Raw genomic sequence first — 16,504 nt, forward strand, 5'->3', positions numbered from 1 at the left:
CGCTCCGGGACTCAGGCGCCCTCGGCGAGCAGCCGGTCCGCGATCTCCTCGACGCGCTCGCGCAGCCCCTCCTGGCTCTTGCTGCCGTCCAGGCGCTCGCCGCCGATGACGTACGTCGGCGTACCGGTCACGCCGATCGCCTTGCCCTCGGCCTGGTCGGCGTCGACGATCAGGATGTGCCGGCCGTCGATCAGCGCGGTGTCGAACTCGTCGGCGTCGAGGCCGAGTTCACCGGCCTTCTCGACCAGGAAGGGCTCGCCCTCGCGGTCCAGCTCCTCGACCCTCTCCAGCACGGCCTCGACGTAGTCCCAGCCCTTGCCCTGCTCGAAGGCCTCCTCGGCGGCCTGCGCGGCGGCGAAGGCGTGCTTGTGCTTCTCCAGCGGGAAGTGCCGCAGCCGCAGCTCCAGCCGGTCGCCGTAGCGGGCGCGCAGTGCGCGCAGGTCCTCGAGGGCACTGCGGCAGTCGGGGCACTGAAGTTCGCACCAGACCTCGAGCACGGGCACGGCGGGAGGCACGGGGGAGGAGTCGCTCATGGCCACAGTCTTCCAGCCGCCGCACCCGCCGGCCCAATCGGATCGGGCCCGCCACCTGCTCCTGCGACTCCGATCTGCACCCGGGGGTGCGCCCGTGACCGGCACCTTCGGATGAGCCGACCCGGAGATGTCCCTGATGTCCGCCCGGAGCATGGCCCCACGGGGGTCGGGCGGTGCAGGATGGAAGGGACGAGCCGCCCGACCGAGCCCTGCCTGGAGGACCGGATGATTGCCGAAACCGTCTGTTCCGCCGTAGCCGCGGCCGGCCTGGGCATCGCGGCGGTCTCGGCGTACCGCAAGCGCTTCCTCTCGGCCGCCCGTATCGCCGCCTACTCGCTCGTGCCCCTCGGCCTGGTGATGACCGGCATCGTGCAGTGGCTGGCGGACACCGCCTTCAGCCCGACGGCCTGGGCGGGGTTCGGCGTGCTCGGCGTCGCCTGGCTGCTGTTCTCCACCACGCGCGCGGTGGAGCGCCGCCGCGGCGGCACCCGCAAGGAGCGCAAGGAGGCCAGGGCCGCGCAGCAGCGCGAGGCGGTCGCCCCGACGGCGTCGGCGCCCTCCCTCGGTCCCGGGGCCCGTGCGGCGGACAAGCCCGCGAGCGCACCCCGCCGCGAGGCCGCGGACGACTTCAGCGACATCGAGGCCATCCTGAAGAAGCACGGCATATGACCTGCGCATGACGACTGAAACGACACAGTGGATCAGGGCTGTGCAGCGAAGCGGTCACGAGCTGTACCGGATTTCAACCAATCCGGAGAACTGCCGTTCAATCCCTGCGTGTTGATCGCGTCGGACGCACGGTCTGCGTCATCATCGCCGCGAGATGCTGGACACGACACAGAGCGATGCCGCGCCGCCGAAGGATGAGCCGCGTGGATGCCTTTTCGCCCTTTCCCAGCCACCGCTGATGATCTTCCTTGCGGTGATCGGGTGTCTGCTCCTCATGGCTGCGCTGCACGACCTGCTGTTGCTGTGAGCCGTACCCGTGGTCCCCGGCGTCACCCGCCGGGGCCACGTCGCATCCTCCGTCCGGCCCGGGCGTCAGCCCGCCGCCTCCTTGCGCCGCGCCCGGTACGCGGCCACGTGCAGCCGGTTTCCGCAGGTGCGGCTGTCGCAGTACCGCCGCGAGCGGTTGCGCGAGAGGTCGACGAAGGCGCGCCGGCAGTCCGGAGCCTCGCAGCGGCGCAGTCGCTCCTCCTCGCCGGCCACGACGAAGAAGGCCAGCGCCATCCCGCAGTCGGCCGCGAGGTGATCGGCGACCGAGGCGCCGGGCGCGAAGTAGTGCACATGCCAGTCGTAGCCGTCGTGGTCCGTCAGTCGCGGCGTGGTGCCCGCGGCGGCGACGAGCTCGTTGATCAGCCCGGCCGCGACACGGGCCTCCGGCGCCGCGAAGACCGAGGCGAACCGCCCGCGGATCTTGCGCACGGCCGAGAGGTCGAACTCCGAGAGCGTGCCGACGTCACTGATGTCGTGGTTTCGTACGAAGTCCTCGAGAGCTGCGACGTCGGGCAGTGCGTCCGGTGTCGCGCCGTCCTCCGGCGCGGTGTTCACCAGATCCACCACGGTGTCCAGCGCGCACCGCGTGTCGTGGGTGATCAGCACGTTCAGCTCCCTGGCCTGGGGGTGGGGCGGACGTCCGCCTCATGCTGGCCGATGTTAGTGGGTTCGCGCCCGGCTGCGGACGGTCGTGCCGTCAGGGCTCCTGCCCCGCACCCCCTCGCACACACCGGCGCCGCCCCGCGGCGAGAACCGCGGTGGCGGCGCTGATGCGTACCGTATGCAGTTGTCCTGAGCCCGAGCCGTCACCCCGAGTCGACGGCGCCGGGCGGCTTCGAGTGCCTCGCCCCTAGCTCTCCGCCAGGATGTGCGAGAGCTCCTGATCGAGATCGAAATGCCGATGCTCCGTGCCGGGAGGCACGGCGGCGTCTGTTCGCTTCAGGAAGGACTCCAGTGCCCGCGCCGGGGCTTCCAGCAGTGCCTCGCCCTCCGGAGAGCTCAGGGCGATGCACACGACGCCCTGACCGTGACTGCGCGACGGCCAGACTCGGACGTCGCCGGTGCCCGTCGGCCGGTGGAGGCCTTCCGCGAGGAGGTCGCGGGCGAACACCCACTCGACGGTCTCCTCGGCTCCGGTGTGGAAGGTGGCGTGCACGGCGTAGGGGTCGGCCGTGTCGTACCGCAGGCCTGCGGGGACAGGCAGGGAGGACTCGCTCGACACAACGAGGCGCAGGTGCAGCTCGCAGCTGACCGTGGTGTTCATAAGCGCCAGGGCCTTTCGCTCAGTGTGCGCTCGGGGATTCGCACGTCGGCGAAATCGACATGCCACCTACGGTGCCGTTGTAAACCCCTCTGAGTGTTTTGCGTGCCTTTACGTAACTCTTCCGGCCGAGAGTCCGTTCGCGCGGTACGGCCATTCCGGTGACTGGTTCTCGTTGCGTAAAGTAAGGTAAAGTTTGGCCGTATGAATACGGGGAGTAACGGCATCGAGGGTGGGCCGGGCGAGGTCGCCGTGGTGGAAGAACCGGACACGGACGAGGCGGACGCGGACCGCGCGAAGGCGGCGGGGACGCACGGTGAACAGGGGCTCGGCTCCAGGGCGCCCGCGTTCGTCAAGCGGCGCCGCGCGCTGCATCTGAGCTGGCAGGTCGGCGTCTTCGTCATCGGACTCGCGGTGGTGGCCGCCGGCATCGTGATGCTGCCGCTGCCCGGGCCCGGCTGGGTCGTGATCTTCGGCGGCATGGCCATCTGGGCGACCGAGTTCGTATGGGCCCAGCTCGTGCTGCGCTGGACGAAGCGCAAGGTGACCGAGGCGGCCCAGCGTGCCCTCGACCCCAAGGTGCGGCGCCGCAACATCACGCTCACGGTGATCGGCCTCGTGATCGTGGGGGTCCTGGCCGGCATCTACCTCTACGAGTTCGGCTTCGAGATGCCCTGGAACATCGAGAACCAGTGATCCGTGCGGCCGGGTGCCGGGCCGGCCGGTGCAGGCTCCCGCTGGTCACGGGCACCCCCTGACATGGGGTAATCTTCTTCGTGCGCCCGGGCGATTAGCTCAGTGGGAGAGCGCTTCGTTCACACCGAAGAGGTCACTGGTTCGAACCCAGTATCGCCCACCCGGGACCGACGGCCCGTCTGCGAGAGCAGGCGGGCCGTCGGCGTATGAGAGCGCCCTCCGTGGGCCCCGGACCGGGCCTCCCGCTCCGGCCGCTCCAGCCGGTTTCGGTCGGGCAACCTCCTTGTACGGGGCATCAGTTGACGTTCGGCCCGTCGGCCGGGTGAGCCTCACCTGCGGCAACACCCCTTGTTCGGCGGCCTCTTCCCCTGGTGCGCCGTCGACCCGCCGGGGCGGGCCGCGAGAAATTCCTGTCCGAATCATTGACGCACTCCTGGGCCCTCCGTAACTTGTGCCAGCAAGCGCTTACTTGAAACGATTCATGCAGGTGGCGACAACGCCGGGGAGGGCCCGACTGTGGGAACCAGAAGGAATGTCGACAGGCGCACGATCCTCAAGGTGGCCGGTGCCTCGGCGGCCACGCTGGGGCTGGCCGCGACGACCGGGTGCGGGGGTGACAGCGGCACGTCGGCGGACGGGACGGTGACGATCCGTTACTCGTGGTGGGGTGCCGACGAGCGGGCCAAGAAGATCAACCGGTCCGTCGCGCTCTTCGAGAAGAAGTACCCGAAGATCAAGGTGAAGACGGACTTCCAGGACTACGCCTCATTCTGGGAGAAGTTCCAGACGCAGGCCTCGGGTGGAAATCCCCCGGACGTTTTCCAAAACGCCGTCACTTTCCTTAGGAAGTACGACAAGAGAAGTGTTCTGCTCGACCTCCGGTCCCAGATCGACGCGGGCAACCTGAGCCTCGGCAACTTCCGGGCGGGTGTCACCAAGGTCGGCCAGGTCGACGGCAAGCAGCTCGGCATCCCCGTCGGCTCCAACACCATGGCGCTGGTCATCGACAAGAAGGTCTTCCGAAAGGCGGGCGTCGAGCCGGCGGCGGGCTGGACCTGGGACGACTACTTCAAGGCCCTCAAGACCGTCTACGACAAGACCAAGGTGGCGGGTGACACGGGCTACTTCAGCATCATGTACCTGTACGACCTGTACCTCAGGCAGAACGGAAAGGCGTTCTACACCAAGGACGGGCTCGGTTTCGACCAGGCCGATCTGACGGAGTGGTGGCAGGACGGCTACAACCGCGTGAAGGCCGGGTTCGTCACCGACCCCAAGATCGTGGCGCAGGACCGGCCCAAGTCCTCGCTCTCCGCAGGGCACGGGGCATCGGAATTCACCTGGGACAACTTCACCGTCCGCTACTCGGCGGAGGGCGACAGCGAGTACGGTCTCGCGCCGATCCCGACCATGGACGGCAAGCACACCGGGCAGTACCTGGCCTCCCTGATGCTGAGCGCCTCCGCGCGCACCTCGCATCCCAAGGAGGTGGCCCAGTTCATCGACTTCATGGTCCACGACCCCGAGGTCGGCAAGATCATGGGCTACGACCGCGGCATCCTCGCCTCCACCGAGCAGTACGACGCCTTCAAGCCGACGGACGCGGTGAACAAGGAGATCGCGCAGTACGAGGCCGACACCGCCAAGGCCGGCGTCCTCGGCACGATCACCCCGCACCCCTCCGGCGCCGACACCATCGAGGCCGCCTTCCTGCGCATCGGCGGTGACCTGGGGCTTGGCAAGGTCAAGACCTCCGACGCGGTCAAGCAGTTCTTCGACGAGTCGCAAGCCGCCTTCCAGGCCTGACCGGACCTGCCTGACCGGACCTGACGGAACCGATGGGGAAGCACCGTGACGCTCGTCAAGGACTCACCGCCCGCAACCCGTAGAGCCCGCTCCGCCGCCCCCGCCGCCGGGCGGCGGCGGGGGCGCCGCGAGAACCTCGCCGGCTATCTCTTCATGTCCCCGTGGATCGCGGGCTTCCTGCTCCTGACCGCGGGCCCCATGGTCGCCTCGCTCTACTTCGCGTTCACCGACTACAACCTCTTCAACACCCCGAAGTGGATCGGGCTCGACAACTTCACCAGGATGTTCGACGACCCGCGGTGGCAGAAGTCGGTCGAGGTGACGGCGAAGTACGTCGTCATCGGCACACCCCTGAAGCTGCTGCTCGCGCTCGGCGTGGCCCTGCTGCTCGCCCAGAGCCGGCGCGGACAGGCCTTCTACCGGGCCGCGTTCTACGCCCCCTCGCTCATCGGCGCGAGCGTCTCCGTCGCCTTCGTCTGGCGGTCGATCTTCTCCGACAAAGCCATCGTCGACCGTACGATGTCGGTCTTCGGCTTCCATGTCGGCGGCTGGGTCGGCAACCCCGACTGGATCCTCTACTGCCTGGTCGCGCTCACCGTCTGGCAGTTCGGCGCCCCCATGGTCATCTTCCTCGCGGGGCTGAAGCAGGTGCCGAAGGAGCTGTACGAGGCGGCCGAACTGGACGGCGCCGGGGCGTTCCGCAAGTTCTGGAGCGTCACGCTGCCGATGATCTCGCCGGTGCTGTTCTTCAACGTCCTGCTGGAGACCATCCACTCGTTCCAGATCTTCGGCTCCGCCTACGTCGTCTCCAACACGTACTGCGGTCCGGCCGACGCCACGCTCGTCTACACCTGCTACCTCTACCAGCAGGGCTTCAAGAACGCCCAGATGGGCTTCGCCTCCGCGATGGCCTGGATGCTGCTGCTCGCCGTGGCCCTGGTGACCGCCGTCCTGTTCTGGTCGCAGAAGAAGTGGGTGCACTACGAGAACGAAGCGGAGGACGCCCGATGAGCGCGGCCACCACCGAACCGAGCACGACCGAACCGACCACCACCAGGTCCTGGTCCCTGGGCCGCAGGCGGACCGGCTCGCTCGTGTGGCACATCGGCTCGCTGCTGGTGCTCGCGGTCGTCCTGTATCCCGTGGTGTGGGTGATCGGCGCGTCGTTCAAGCCGAGCAAGGACATCATCAACAGCCTGCAGCTGTTCCCCGCCCATCCGATCCTGGAGAACTTCAGGAACCTGGCCGACGGGATCGCCGACATCTCGATCTGGACCTTCTTCCAGAACTCGCTGCTCTACGCGGGCGGCGCCGTCGTCGGCATCCTCATCTCCTGCTCGCTGACCGCGTACGCCTTCGCCAAGATCCGCTTCACGGGCCGGAACCTGCTGTTCTCACTGATGATCGGCACGCTCCTGCTGCCGTACCACGTGCTGCTGATCCCGCAGTACGTGATGTTCCAGAAGATGGAGCTGATCAACACCTACGTCCCGCTGCTGCTGGGCAAGTACCTGGCCACCGAGGCCTTCTTCGTCTTCCTCATGGTGCAGTTCATGCGGAGCCTGCCGAGGGAGCTCGACGAGGCCGCCCGGATCGACGGCTGCGGGCATCTGCGCATCTACTGGTCGATCGTGCTGCCGCTGTGCCGGCCCGCGCTCATCACCAGCGCCATCTTCACCTTCATCAACGCCTGGAACGACTTCATGGGCCCGCTGATCTACCTCAACGAGCCCGGCAAGTACACCGTCTCCCTCGGCATGATGATGTTCCGCGACTCCGACGGCGTCGCGTCCAACTACGGCGGTCTCATCGCGATGTCGCTGGTCGCGCTGCTGCCCGTCCTGCTGTTCTTCCTCGCCTTCCAGCGCTATCTGATCGACGGCATGGCGACCTCCGGACTGAAGGGCTGAGGCGGTCACCATGGCCGGAACACGCGTGAGGGCACGCAGGGAGTCGGTGTTCGCGGAACGGTTCGGCGTCTTCGCCGAGTCTCTGCTCACCGGGGTGTGGATCGCACTCGCCTCGCTCGGCGTGGTGACCGTCCCGGCGGCCTTCGCCGCGGGGGCGCGTCATCTGCGCCGTCGCACCACCCATCAGGGCGGAGGCTGGGCGGAGTTCGTACGGGACTTCCGGGCGGCCGTGCGCGGCGGGTGGGCCGTCGGGCTCGCCGGGTGGGCGCTGGTGGGCCTGGCCTGGTTCGACGTCCAGGCCGTGCGCGCCGGGCTGCCCGGGGGACCGCTCGTCGGGGCCGCCGGCCTGTTCGCGCTGATCGGCCTCGCGGTGGCCGGGCTGCGGGCGTCCGCGGTCTGGGAACCGGGGGCCCGCTGGCGGGCGCTGCTCGCCGCGGCCGGCCGCCGTACCGTCCTCGACCCGTCCGGCTCCTTCCTGCTCGTCGGCGGAGCGGTCCTCGTCGTCTGCTCCGCCCTGCTCATCGCGCCGCTGGCGGTCCCCGTCCTGGGGGCCGTCGCGGCGGCGGCCGTCGCCGTCGAGGAGCGCCACCGGCGCCGCTGACGGGTGGCGCCCCTCGCACCGGGCCGGCGCTCCGGCGCCGCGCCTCTACCTGTCATGCCCCTGACTACTTGTCCCGAATTGCCTCCCGCAGGGAAAGGAAAGGCCGATCTCCCATGTCTCCCATCCCCCGCAGATCCCTTCTGAAGGCGGCCGCCGCCGCCGGAGCCGCCGCGCAGTTCAGCTGGGCGCTGGGCGCCAAGGACGCGCAGGCCGCGCCCGGAGCCGAGGCCGCGGACGCCGATCCCGTGACCCTGGACTGGCTGGAGGACGGCGGCCTGGGCGCCGCCCCCGGCTCCACGGTCGGTGTGCCCTGGCCGAAGGGCGCCCACCGGCCCGGTCAGACCTTCGCGATCACGGACGCGGACGGCGCGGCCGTGCCCGTGCAGTCGTGGCCGATCGCGTACTGGCCGGACGGCTCCCTCAAGTGGACCGCGCACGCGGTGAGTTCGGGCTCCGGCAAGCTCACTCTGAGCGCCGGTGACGCGGCCGCCCCCGGCAAGAAGGTCACCGTCGACAGGAGCGGCGGCACCGTCGACGTGTCGACCGGCGTCATCACCGCGAAGATCGGCAAGAACGGCTCCGCGCTCATCAAGTCGGTCACCCGCGGCTCGACGGAGATCGCCAGGAACGGGCGGCTCGTCCTGATCCGCCAGCCCGAGATCGAGGACGAGGACCAGGGCACCGTCAGGACCGAGCGCTTCGACGGGACGATCGGCGAGGTCACCGTCGAGCAGGACGGCCCGGTCCGTGCCGTGGTCCGCATCGACGGCAAGCACCGCAAGGGCGAGCGGAGTTGGCTGCCGTTCTCGATCAGGCTGTACTTCTACGCCGGTGCCGACTCCTTCCGCATGGTGCACACCATCACCTACGACGGCACGCAGGAGCCCGGCAAGGCGAGTGGAGACTTCGTCCGCGGCCTCGGCGTCCGCTTCACCGTGCCGATGCGGGACGCCGCCTACGACCGGCACATCCGCATCGGCGGCGAGGGCACCGGCCTGCTGCGGGAGGCCGTGCAGGGCATCACCGGTCTTCGGCGTGACCCGGGCGCGGCCGTGCAGGCGGCGCAGTACGCGGGGCAGAAGCTGCCCGACCCGTCCACCTGGGACCAGCGGGTCACGTCCAGACTGCAGTACATCCCGGAGTGGGGCGACTACACCCTCTCCCAGCTCTCCGCCGACGGATTCACCCTCCGCAAGCGCACCAAGAAGGGCTACGGCTGGATCGGCGCCGGCGGCGGCGGGCGGGCCTCCGGCTTCGGCTACGTCGGCGGCGTGAGCGGCGGACTCTCCTTCGGCCTGCGGGACTTCTGGCAGAAGCACCCGGCCCAGCTCGACGTCCGCGACGCCCACACCGACGCGGCCGAGGTCACCCTCTGGCTCTGGTCGCCCGAGGCCCAGCCGATGGACCTGCGCTTCTACCACGACGGCATGGGGCAGGACACGTACGCGAAGCAGCTCGAAGGACTCGAGATCACCTACGAGGACTACGAGCCGAAGTTCGGCACCCCCTACGGCATCGCCCGCACCTCCGAACTCCTCTTCTGGGCCAACGAGTCGACGCCCGCCCCCGAGGCGCTCGCCCAGCAGGTCGAGGCGGTACGCGTGCTGCCGCAGCTCGCCGCGCCGCCCAGACAGCTCATCGGGGCCAAGGTCTTCGGTCCCGGGCTCTACTCGGAGCCCGACCGGTCCACCGCGGCGAAGGCGAAGATCGAGGACCACCTCGACTTCCTCTTCACCTACTACAAGGACCAGGTGGAGCAACGCCGTTGGTACGGATTCTGGGACTACGGCGACTTCATGCACACGTACGACACCGTGCGCCACCAGTGGCGCTACGACATCGGCGGCTACGCCTGGGACAACTCCGAGCTGTCGCCGGACCTCTGGCTCTGGTTCGCCTACATCCGCTCGGGCCGCGCGGACATCTTCCGCTTCGCCGAGGCGCTGACCCGGCACACGGGCGAGGTCGACGTCTACCACCTGGGCGACTGGGCGGGCCTGGGCACCCGGCACGGCGTGCAGCACTTCGCCGACAGCGCCAAGCAGCAGCGCATCGCCAACACGACCTACCGGCGCTTCTACTACTTCCTCACCGCGGACGAACGCGTCGGAGACCTCATGCACGCCAATGTCGACTCGGACGAGACGTTCCTGGTCCTCGACCCGCAGCGCAAGGTGCGCACCGATCCCTACACGCCGGACCGGCACGCCCTGTCGATCGGCTTCGGCACCGACTGGAGCGGTCTGGTGTCGGCCTGGCTGACCGAGTGGGAGCGCAAGGGCCCCAAGTGGGAGAAGGCCAGGGCGCGGGTGCTGTCGACGATGGAGGGCATCGCCGCACAGCCCAACGGCTTCGTCCAGGGCAGCGGGCTGTACGACCTCGACACCGGCAGGTTCGCCGTCGCCGACAAGCCCGTGGTCTCCGTGTCCCACCTGTCGGCCGTCTTCGGCCTCAACGAGCTGTGCGCCGAGCTGATCGACCTGGTCGACATGCCGAAGTTCAACGAGGCGTACTTCGACTACTGCCGCTACTTCAACGCCACCAAGGCCGAGCAGGCGGCGCGTTACGGGTCCAACTTCGGCAACCTGCTGCTCTTCCAGGGCCATTCGCGCCTCGACGCGTACGCCGCCGTCAAGACCGGCGACGAGACGCTCGCCAAGCGCGCGTGGACGAAGTTCTACGACTCCGACGGCTACAAGGAGGCTTCACCGTGGAAGACGGAGAAGCTGAGCGGTCCGGTGACCCTCGTCGCGGGCAGCGAGGCCGCGTGGGTGTCGTCCAACGACACCGCGCTGTACGGCCTCGCCGCCATCGAGAATCTGGCCCTGCTCGGCGACAAGATGCCGTCGTAGCAAGCCGGTCGGTGATCGGCTAGCTCATCCTCCCCAGGACCTCCCGCACCCGTCGGACATCCCGGATGCGCTGCTCGTACGTCGCGCCGAGTGCGAGCAGCAGGAGTCCGGCGAGGGCGGGAGGTACCCAGCGGGGGAGTGCGCCGGTCATCTGCACCAGGTACGGGGCGAGTTCGTGCAGCGTGTCCAGGACGAGCACCGAGCCGCCGAGGACGAGTGGTGCCTGGAGGCGGTGCCGGGCGCCGAGCAGGGTGAGCAGCAGGGCTGCCGCGCCCAGCAGCAGCGGGCGTGTCCAGTGCGGGTCGTGCCAGGCCGCGACGAGGCTGGCCAGCAGGGTGGCGGCGAGACCGGCGCCGTACGCCGTCCAGGACGAGGCCCGCGGATCGCGGTGCCTGCGCCAGGCGCCGACGCACAGCGCCGGGACGGTGACCGGGAGCGTGTACGCCTCGACGGTGCCGACGTCCCAGGAGGCCAGCCGCACCCAACTGGCCAGCACGAACAGGACGGCGGCCGCGTATCCGACGGGCCGGCGGTCGGGGCGCACCGCCGTGCCGGCCGCGATGACGCCGCACAGCGCGAGCACCAGGGCGAGCACCGGCGGGACGGTGATCGCGAGGCCGATGGCGAGCAACCCCGCGACGGCGCCGGTCACTTCGACCGGCACGCGCGCGTGGGGGCCGGCCAGGCGCGGGGCGAGCAGGGCCGCGGACAGCGGGACCACTAGGACCAGCAGTGCCGTGTGCTGCGTCTGCCAGCCCGCCGCCGCACCCGTCGCACAGGCGAGCGCGGTGCCGTACACGAGTGAGGCGGGGGCGGTGAGCGGCGCGAGGTGCGGCCGGGCCGAGGCGGCCGCGAGCGCTGCCGTCAGGACGGACAGCACGACGAGGGTGGCCGTCTGGGAGGGCAGGGAGAGAAAGGCGAGCGGGACCGAGCCACCCAGGGCCAGCGCGGTGGTGGTCGTGGGCAGGAGGTGGAAGGCCGCTGCCGCGAGGGCCGCGCCGGTCGCCGCACCTTGCAGCAACAGGGCTGCCGCGTAGGGGAGTTGGAAGGTGGCCGGGACCGTCATGACCGTCGCCCAGGCGAGGCATGCCGAGCCGGTCACCGCCCAGGGCCGCCGGGTCTCGTCACGCACCAGGAAGGCCAGGACGGCCGCGACGGCCAGCGGGCCGAGGAGCAGCTGCCACGGATACGGCGGCCACGGCGTGTGCACGGTCACCGCGGCTCGCCCGTCGGACGGCGCGCCGGACCACGGCTGCGCGGCCCAGCCCAGCGGACCCAGCAGCGCCACCGCGAAGAGCGGCAGCGCACATGTCACGGCAGCCGCCTGCACGGTGCCGGACGCCTGTACGGCGCCTTGCCGCAGGTGCTCGGGGAGCCGTGTCCGCACCGTCGCCAGCAGGGCGACGCCGCAGGCCAGATACCCCGGCACGGTCCATCCTCCGGGCAGCGTCACCCGCAGCACGCCACCGCCCGCCGCGACCAGCAGCAGGCAGCCCGCCAACGCGTTGCCGGTCGGCAGCGCCGGGTTCGGCAGCCGCCAGGCCGCGCCCAGCGCGATCGCCGCCGCGAGGAGGAGGAGCGCCGCCGCACGGGCGGCGGCGCTCGGGCCGGCTGCTCCCCAGGAGAGCCAGCCGGCCGCCAGTACGCCCCAGGTGCCCATGCCGTACGCGCCGACGACGGCGGGGACGCGTACGGAGCGGGCGGTCACTCGGAGCGCCACAACTGTGTCGAACCCGGCCGTCAGCAGGAGCGCGGCCGTGATCATGTACGAACCCGCCGAGACCGAGATCGCCCAGCACAGCAGCGGGAGTTGGGCCGCGGCCAGCGCTGCCGGCAGCGGCAGACGCAGCCCGGACACGCGCGGGAGCAGGCCGTACACTGTCCAGAGCGCGGCCAGCAGCGCCGAGGCGATCGCCGTGTACGCCGCGGTGTCCGCCCCGGCGAAGGCGACCTGCTGGACCGCATACGCGTCCAGCACCGTCAGGGCGAGCCCCAGGCCGGCCACCGACTCGGCGGTCGAGCGCAGCCCGCGCCTCAGCAGCGGCACCGGCGCTCCGAGCGCGGCCGCCGTCACCGCGCCGAGCACCAGCGCCCGCCCCGCGATCCCCATGTCCCCCCAGCTGACCAGCGTGAACACCGCCGCCGCGAGGGTGAGCAGCACGCCGCCGAGCAGCAGGAGGAGGTTCTGCACGCCGGGCGCCGTGGCCTCCGGGCGGGGCGGGTCCAGGGGAACCTGCCGTACCGGGCTCGTCCGGCTCGTCGGGCTTGCCGGCACGGCCGCCTGGAGCGCGGCGACCAGCCAGGCGCGGCGGTGCAGCAACTGGGCCCGGCGGGCGTCCAGTTGCCGGAGCTCGGCGTCGAGGAACCGCAACTCCTCGGCCGGGGGCGGAACATGCGTCATGCCAGGGAGTGTGGTCCGCGTCACGTGACGCGACATGAGTCCGCGTACTCAGAACGTACTCAGATCCCGGAGGAACGCCCTGCCTACGGGCACACTCCTCGCATGGACTGGACCCACTACCGCTTCCGCAGCCTCTGGTCGCTGGCCGCCGCGCCCGTCGTCGTCTACGAGGCGCTGGAGCGGCCCGAGGAGTACCCCCGCTGGTGGCCCCAGGTGCGCGAGGTGACCCGGCTCGACGACACCACCGGCGTCATACGGATCCGCTCGCTCCTCCCGTACGACCTGTGCTTCACCGCCCGTGAGGCGCGCCGCGACCCCGGCGCCGGCGTCCTGGAGATCGCCATGACCGGCGACGTCGAGGGCTGGGCCCGCTGGACGGTCACCGCGGCCGGCACCGGCACCGCCGCCCGCTACGAGCAGGTCGTCGACGTGCACAAGCCGCTGCTCAGGACGTTCGCCGTCCCGGGACGTCCGGTGTTCCGCGCCAACCACCGGCTGATGATGCGCGCCGGACGCCGGGGTCTGGCCGCCCACCTGGAAGCGGTTTGATGCAAGCCCGCCGGGACCTGTATTGTTCAGTCCGTTCCCGGGCGATTAGCTCAGTGGGAGAGCGCTTCGTTCACACCGAAGAGGTCACTGGTTCGAACCCAGTATCGCCCACCGGGAAAGGCCGGTCCGCAGCTGCGGACCGGCCTTTGTCATGCCGCCGCGGGCAGGTCCGGCCGTAGCGGCCACTCGGTGTTGACGATCTCCGCCGTGCCGCTCTTGGCGAACCACGCCTGAAGACCGCGTGCCTGGGCCGCGTGCCACGTCGTCTGCAGCGTGTGCAGTTCGGCGGGGGAGAGACGCTCCAGCCGGGCGGCGAAACGGCGCCCGATGGCCCGTACGAGATCCAGAGAGGCCAGGGCGTCCGCGGCCGCGTCGTGCGCGCCCTCCAGGGCGACGCCGTAGTGCGCGCACAGGTCGGTCAGGGTGCGGCGGCCCTTGCGGTAGCGGTCGAGGTGCTTGTCGAGGACCCGCGGGTCGAGGACGCGCAGCGCCGACGCCTCGAACCAGCGGTCCAGCGACGAGGCACGATGTCGGCGCAACTCCCGGTCCAGCAGCGTGAGATCGAAGGGCGCGTTCATCACGACCAGCGGACGGGCCATCGCCGCCTGCTCGGCCAGTTCCTCCGCTATCTCGTACATCACCGGCGCCGGCCAGCGGCCGTTGCGCGCCAGATGCTCGTCCGTCAGCCCGTGCACCGCCGTCGCCGCCTCCGGCACCGGCACACCCGGGTTGACCAGCCATCGGGTCACCCGGGGCCGCGAGCCCGGGGCGTCCTGGACGACGACGGCGGCCGACACTATGCGGTCGGTCTCGACGTCGACGCCCGTGGTCTCCGTGTCGAAGGCGGCCAGAGGCCCCTCGTACCAGCACGTCATGTCCGCACAACTCCTCGTTCACCCACGGCAGCTGACGTCCCGTCTTCTGCCTGTTTGGTGATACCCGGGCTGTTTGCGACGTACGCCGGAAGGACACAACAGGAGTGCGGGTCTTTGCAGTTCAGCGGCCCGCAGCGGGGAAACACTTGGCTTGGAAGGCTGTTTGGTCATGGCGATAGCGCAGCCCGAGCGGGGCGGGCTGCTGCCCGAACGCACGGGGCCCCTTCGCGGCACACTCGCCACCACCGCGTGCATGGAGACACTGCAGGTGGGCTATCTGCACGCGGTCGCCGCGGCGGCCGGCTGCTCGCTGTCGCAACCATTCCCGGACAACGGCATCGACTGGCACGTCAGCCACGGCTCGCCCGGGCACACCGTCGATGACGAGGTCACCATCAAGGTGCAGCTCAAGTGCACGTACCAGGTGCCACCGAATCCACCGGGCCGCTTCTTCTCCTTCACGCTCGACAACGACCATCTGCGCAAACTCGCGCGCACGCCCGTGTCGGTGCACAAGATCCTCGTCGTGATGCTCGTCCCGCGCGCCCAGGACGACTGGCTCAGGGCGAGCCACGACCGGCTGGATCTCAGGCACTGCTGCTACTGGGTCAACCTCGCCGGGCACCCGATCACCGGCCGGACCCGCACCACCGTGCGGATACCGACCGCGCGCATCTTCGACGACCGTGCGCTGTGCGAGATCATGACGCGGGTCGGGACGGGAGGCAGACCGTGACGCACCGCCCCGTGGAGGAGCCGGTCCGGCCCGTGCGGTCGCACCCCGACGACATCGCCGCTGCCGCCTGGCACCGGCCGCCCGAGCCGGGTCAGATCGATCCCGCCGTCCTCGGCGCCCTGCTGCGCCGGCACGGCTGGCAGCGCCGCGGCGGAGCCCCCGGACGCTACGGCCGCTGGACCCCGCCCGGCCCTGGAGGCGGCGGCACGAGCCTGCTGGTGCCGGAGAGCCGCGCCTTCCCCGACAGCGACGACCTGCTCGGCGAGGCGCTGCTCGCCCTGAGCCGCAGCGGCTCGCCGTCCGCGCGCGAGGTGCTGGTCGCACTCGCCGTGCCCAGTGACGAGGTCCGCTGGTGGCGGGACGTGCGCACCGGACCCGCCGACTCCGCGCCCTGGCCCGTGGAGGAGCAACTGCGCACCGCCGCCCGCCAGATGCTGCTCGCCGCCGCGCTCGCCACCCGCGCGCGTGCGGGCTACCACGGCGCCCGGCACCGGCGGGGCGCCGCCGCGCTGCTGGAGAACGTCCTTGTGGGGCCGGCCGTCGGCGACGGCCGGCTCACCGCGTTCGTGCCCGTGGGCACGGGACGGCCCCTCGCCGTACGGCTTCACCAGGCGCTGTACGCCGCCCGCGAGGCCGTCGACTACCAGCGCGCGACCGGCGGCATGGACGCGTTCGACGGCGCCGTCGAGGCCGGCGTCAGCCGGGAGCTCACCGAGGCGCTGATCGCCCTGGTGAGCGGCACCGAGGGAGCCAGGATCGGGGTCGACTGGGCGCCCGCGGCCGGGGTGCCCCAGGACTGTGTGGCGGGGGTCGAGCCGGTGGAGTTCTCGCCGGGCGACCTCCCCGTGCTGCGCGAGGCCGGTGCCCGCTATCTGCGCGAGGAGCCGTCCGTGCCCGTCCGGATCACCGGCACCGTGGTGCGGATGCGCAGGCCGGGGCCGCGCGGCGAGGGCAGTGTGCGGCTGCGCGTGATCGCGGGGGCCGAGGTCCCGCACGTGCGGATCACCCTCGACGAGGAGGACTACCGCATCGCCGGGCACGCCCATCTCGTGGGCCTGCCGGTGCGGTTGCACGGGCGGCTGGAGTCCCGGGGCGGCTTCCGGCGGCTGACCGGTGCCTCGGGGGTCGCACCGGTGCAGGTGGAGGAGGCGGAGCGGGACCGGCTGCTGAAATCGCTGCAGGAGAATCTCGACTTCTTCGAGGAGGCGTGCAGCGGGGAGGACTGCGACTGACCCCGTATCGATCTTTTCCGAAAGGCAACCGTTTCGCGGTCGGAGGGTCGGGGTCG

At 70.7% G+C, this 16,504-nt stretch carries 16 protein-coding genes and 2 tRNA genes; 13 read left to right on the forward strand and 5 right to left on the reverse strand.

What is annotated here, in order from left to right; genetic code table 11:
* Nucleotides 1-11 precede the first annotated feature (11 nt).
* A complete protein-coding gene (locus tag ACIBN2_RS24490) occupies nucleotides 12-533 on the reverse strand; it encodes a DsbA family protein (protein WP_399137200.1) in 522 nt (173 codons plus the stop codon).
* Nucleotides 534-758: 225 nt separating this feature from the next.
* Between ACIBN2_RS24490 and ACIBN2_RS24495 the strand changes: the two genes are divergently transcribed.
* Nucleotides 759-1,202, forward strand: coding sequence for a hypothetical protein (locus ACIBN2_RS24495; protein WP_399137201.1), 444 nt, complete (start codon nucleotides 759-761; stop codon nucleotides 1,200-1,202).
* Between the two features lie 154 nt (nucleotides 1,203-1,356).
* A complete protein-coding gene (locus ACIBN2_RS24500) occupies nucleotides 1,357-1,509 on the forward strand; it encodes a hypothetical protein (protein ID WP_164932292.1) in 153 nt (50 codons plus the stop codon).
* A gap of 65 nt (nucleotides 1,510-1,574) precedes the next feature.
* On the opposite strand, the gene ACIBN2_RS24505 is transcribed toward ACIBN2_RS24500, so the two are convergent.
* The gene (locus tag ACIBN2_RS24505) at nucleotides 1,575-2,135 is read right to left on the reverse strand and encodes a CGNR zinc finger domain-containing protein (RefSeq protein ID WP_399137203.1); all 561 of its coding nucleotides are present in this window, start codon (nucleotides 2,133-2,135) and stop codon (nucleotides 1,575-1,577) included.
* A 244-nt stretch (nucleotides 2,136-2,379) separates the two neighbouring features.
* Nucleotides 2,380-2,793 carry an SsgA family sporulation/cell division regulator gene (locus tag ACIBN2_RS24510; protein ID WP_004002642.1) on the reverse strand — a complete coding sequence of 138 codons (414 nt, stop codon included), beginning with the start codon at nucleotides 2,791-2,793 and terminating at the stop codon, nucleotides 2,380-2,382.
* Nucleotides 2,794-2,994: 201 nt separating this feature from the next.
* On the opposite strand from ACIBN2_RS24510, the gene ACIBN2_RS24515 reads away from it, so the two are divergent.
* The 7 genes from ACIBN2_RS24515 to ACIBN2_RS24545 all read left to right on the forward strand — a co-directional run bounded on the left by ACIBN2_RS24515 (nucleotide 2,995) and on the right by ACIBN2_RS24545 (nucleotide 10,655).
* On the forward strand, nucleotides 2,995-3,486 hold the full coding sequence (locus ACIBN2_RS24515; protein ID WP_399137205.1) for a TIGR02611 family protein: 492 nt from the start codon (nucleotides 2,995-2,997) through the stop codon (nucleotides 3,484-3,486).
* A gap of 88 nt (nucleotides 3,487-3,574) precedes the next feature.
* Nucleotides 3,575-3,646 (forward strand) — tRNA-Val (locus tag ACIBN2_RS24520).
* A gap of 356 nt (nucleotides 3,647-4,002) precedes the next feature.
* Entirely contained in the window at nucleotides 4,003-5,292 is a 1,290-nt protein-coding gene (locus tag ACIBN2_RS24525) for an ABC transporter substrate-binding protein (protein WP_399137206.1), read from the forward strand.
* Between the two features lie 45 nt (nucleotides 5,293-5,337).
* Complete coding sequence (locus ACIBN2_RS24530) at nucleotides 5,338-6,303, forward strand: carbohydrate ABC transporter permease (protein ID WP_399137207.1); 966 nt, start codon at nucleotides 5,338-5,340, stop codon at nucleotides 6,301-6,303.
* On the forward strand, nucleotides 6,300-7,202 hold the full coding sequence (locus ACIBN2_RS24535; RefSeq protein WP_399137209.1) for a carbohydrate ABC transporter permease: 903 nt from the start codon (nucleotides 6,300-6,302) through the stop codon (nucleotides 7,200-7,202). Before ACIBN2_RS24530 ends, ACIBN2_RS24535 begins: the two co-directional genes overlap by 4 nt.
* Before the next feature lie 10 nt (nucleotides 7,203-7,212).
* Nucleotides 7,213-7,803: a hypothetical protein gene (locus ACIBN2_RS24540; RefSeq protein ID WP_399137211.1), complete on the forward strand. Its 591-nt coding sequence runs from the start codon at nucleotides 7,213-7,215 to the stop codon at nucleotides 7,801-7,803.
* A gap of 113 nt (nucleotides 7,804-7,916) precedes the next feature.
* On the forward strand, nucleotides 7,917-10,655 hold the full coding sequence (locus ACIBN2_RS24545; RefSeq protein ID WP_399137213.1) for a Tat pathway signal sequence domain protein: 2,739 nt from the start codon (nucleotides 7,917-7,919) through the stop codon (nucleotides 10,653-10,655).
* 19 nt (nucleotides 10,656-10,674) lie between these two features.
* On the opposite strand, the gene ACIBN2_RS24550 is transcribed toward ACIBN2_RS24545, so the two are convergent.
* A complete protein-coding gene (locus ACIBN2_RS24550) occupies nucleotides 10,675-13,092 on the reverse strand; it encodes an SCO7613 C-terminal domain-containing membrane protein (RefSeq protein ID WP_399137214.1) in 2,418 nt (805 codons plus the stop codon).
* A gap of 66 nt (nucleotides 13,093-13,158) precedes the next feature.
* On the opposite strand from ACIBN2_RS24550, the gene ACIBN2_RS24555 reads away from it, so the two are divergent.
* Together ACIBN2_RS24555 and ACIBN2_RS24560 are read left to right on the forward strand one after the other, a co-directional pair.
* Entirely contained in the window at nucleotides 13,159-13,605 is a 447-nt protein-coding gene (locus ACIBN2_RS24555; RefSeq protein ID WP_399137216.1) for an SRPBCC family protein, read from the forward strand.
* Nucleotides 13,606-13,644: 39 nt separating this feature from the next.
* Nucleotides 13,645-13,716, forward strand: a tRNA-Val gene (locus tag ACIBN2_RS24560).
* A gap of 38 nt (nucleotides 13,717-13,754) precedes the next feature.
* Here ACIBN2_RS24560 and ACIBN2_RS24565 read toward each other — a convergent pair.
* Nucleotides 13,755-14,480, reverse strand: coding sequence for a 3'-5' exonuclease (locus ACIBN2_RS24565; protein WP_399137217.1), 726 nt, complete (start codon nucleotides 14,478-14,480; stop codon nucleotides 13,755-13,757).
* A gap of 169 nt (nucleotides 14,481-14,649) precedes the next feature.
* Between ACIBN2_RS24565 and ACIBN2_RS24570 the strand changes: the two genes are divergently transcribed.
* Both ACIBN2_RS24570 and ACIBN2_RS24575 read left to right on the forward strand, forming a co-directional pair.
* Complete coding sequence (locus tag ACIBN2_RS24570; protein WP_384265008.1) at nucleotides 14,650-15,216, forward strand: DUF4365 domain-containing protein; 567 nt, start codon at nucleotides 14,650-14,652, stop codon at nucleotides 15,214-15,216.
* Complete coding sequence (locus ACIBN2_RS24575; RefSeq protein ID WP_399137218.1) at nucleotides 15,213-16,448, forward strand: hypothetical protein; 1,236 nt, start codon at nucleotides 15,213-15,215, stop codon at nucleotides 16,446-16,448. The genes ACIBN2_RS24570 and ACIBN2_RS24575 overlap by 4 nt, the downstream gene beginning before the upstream one ends.
* Nucleotides 16,449-16,504: the final 56 nt, after the last annotated feature.

Origin of the sequence: Streptomyces sp. NPDC050534 (genome assembly GCF_044457745.1) — a bacterium.
Taxonomy (GTDB): Bacteria; Actinomycetota; Actinomycetes; order Streptomycetales; family Streptomycetaceae; genus Streptomyces.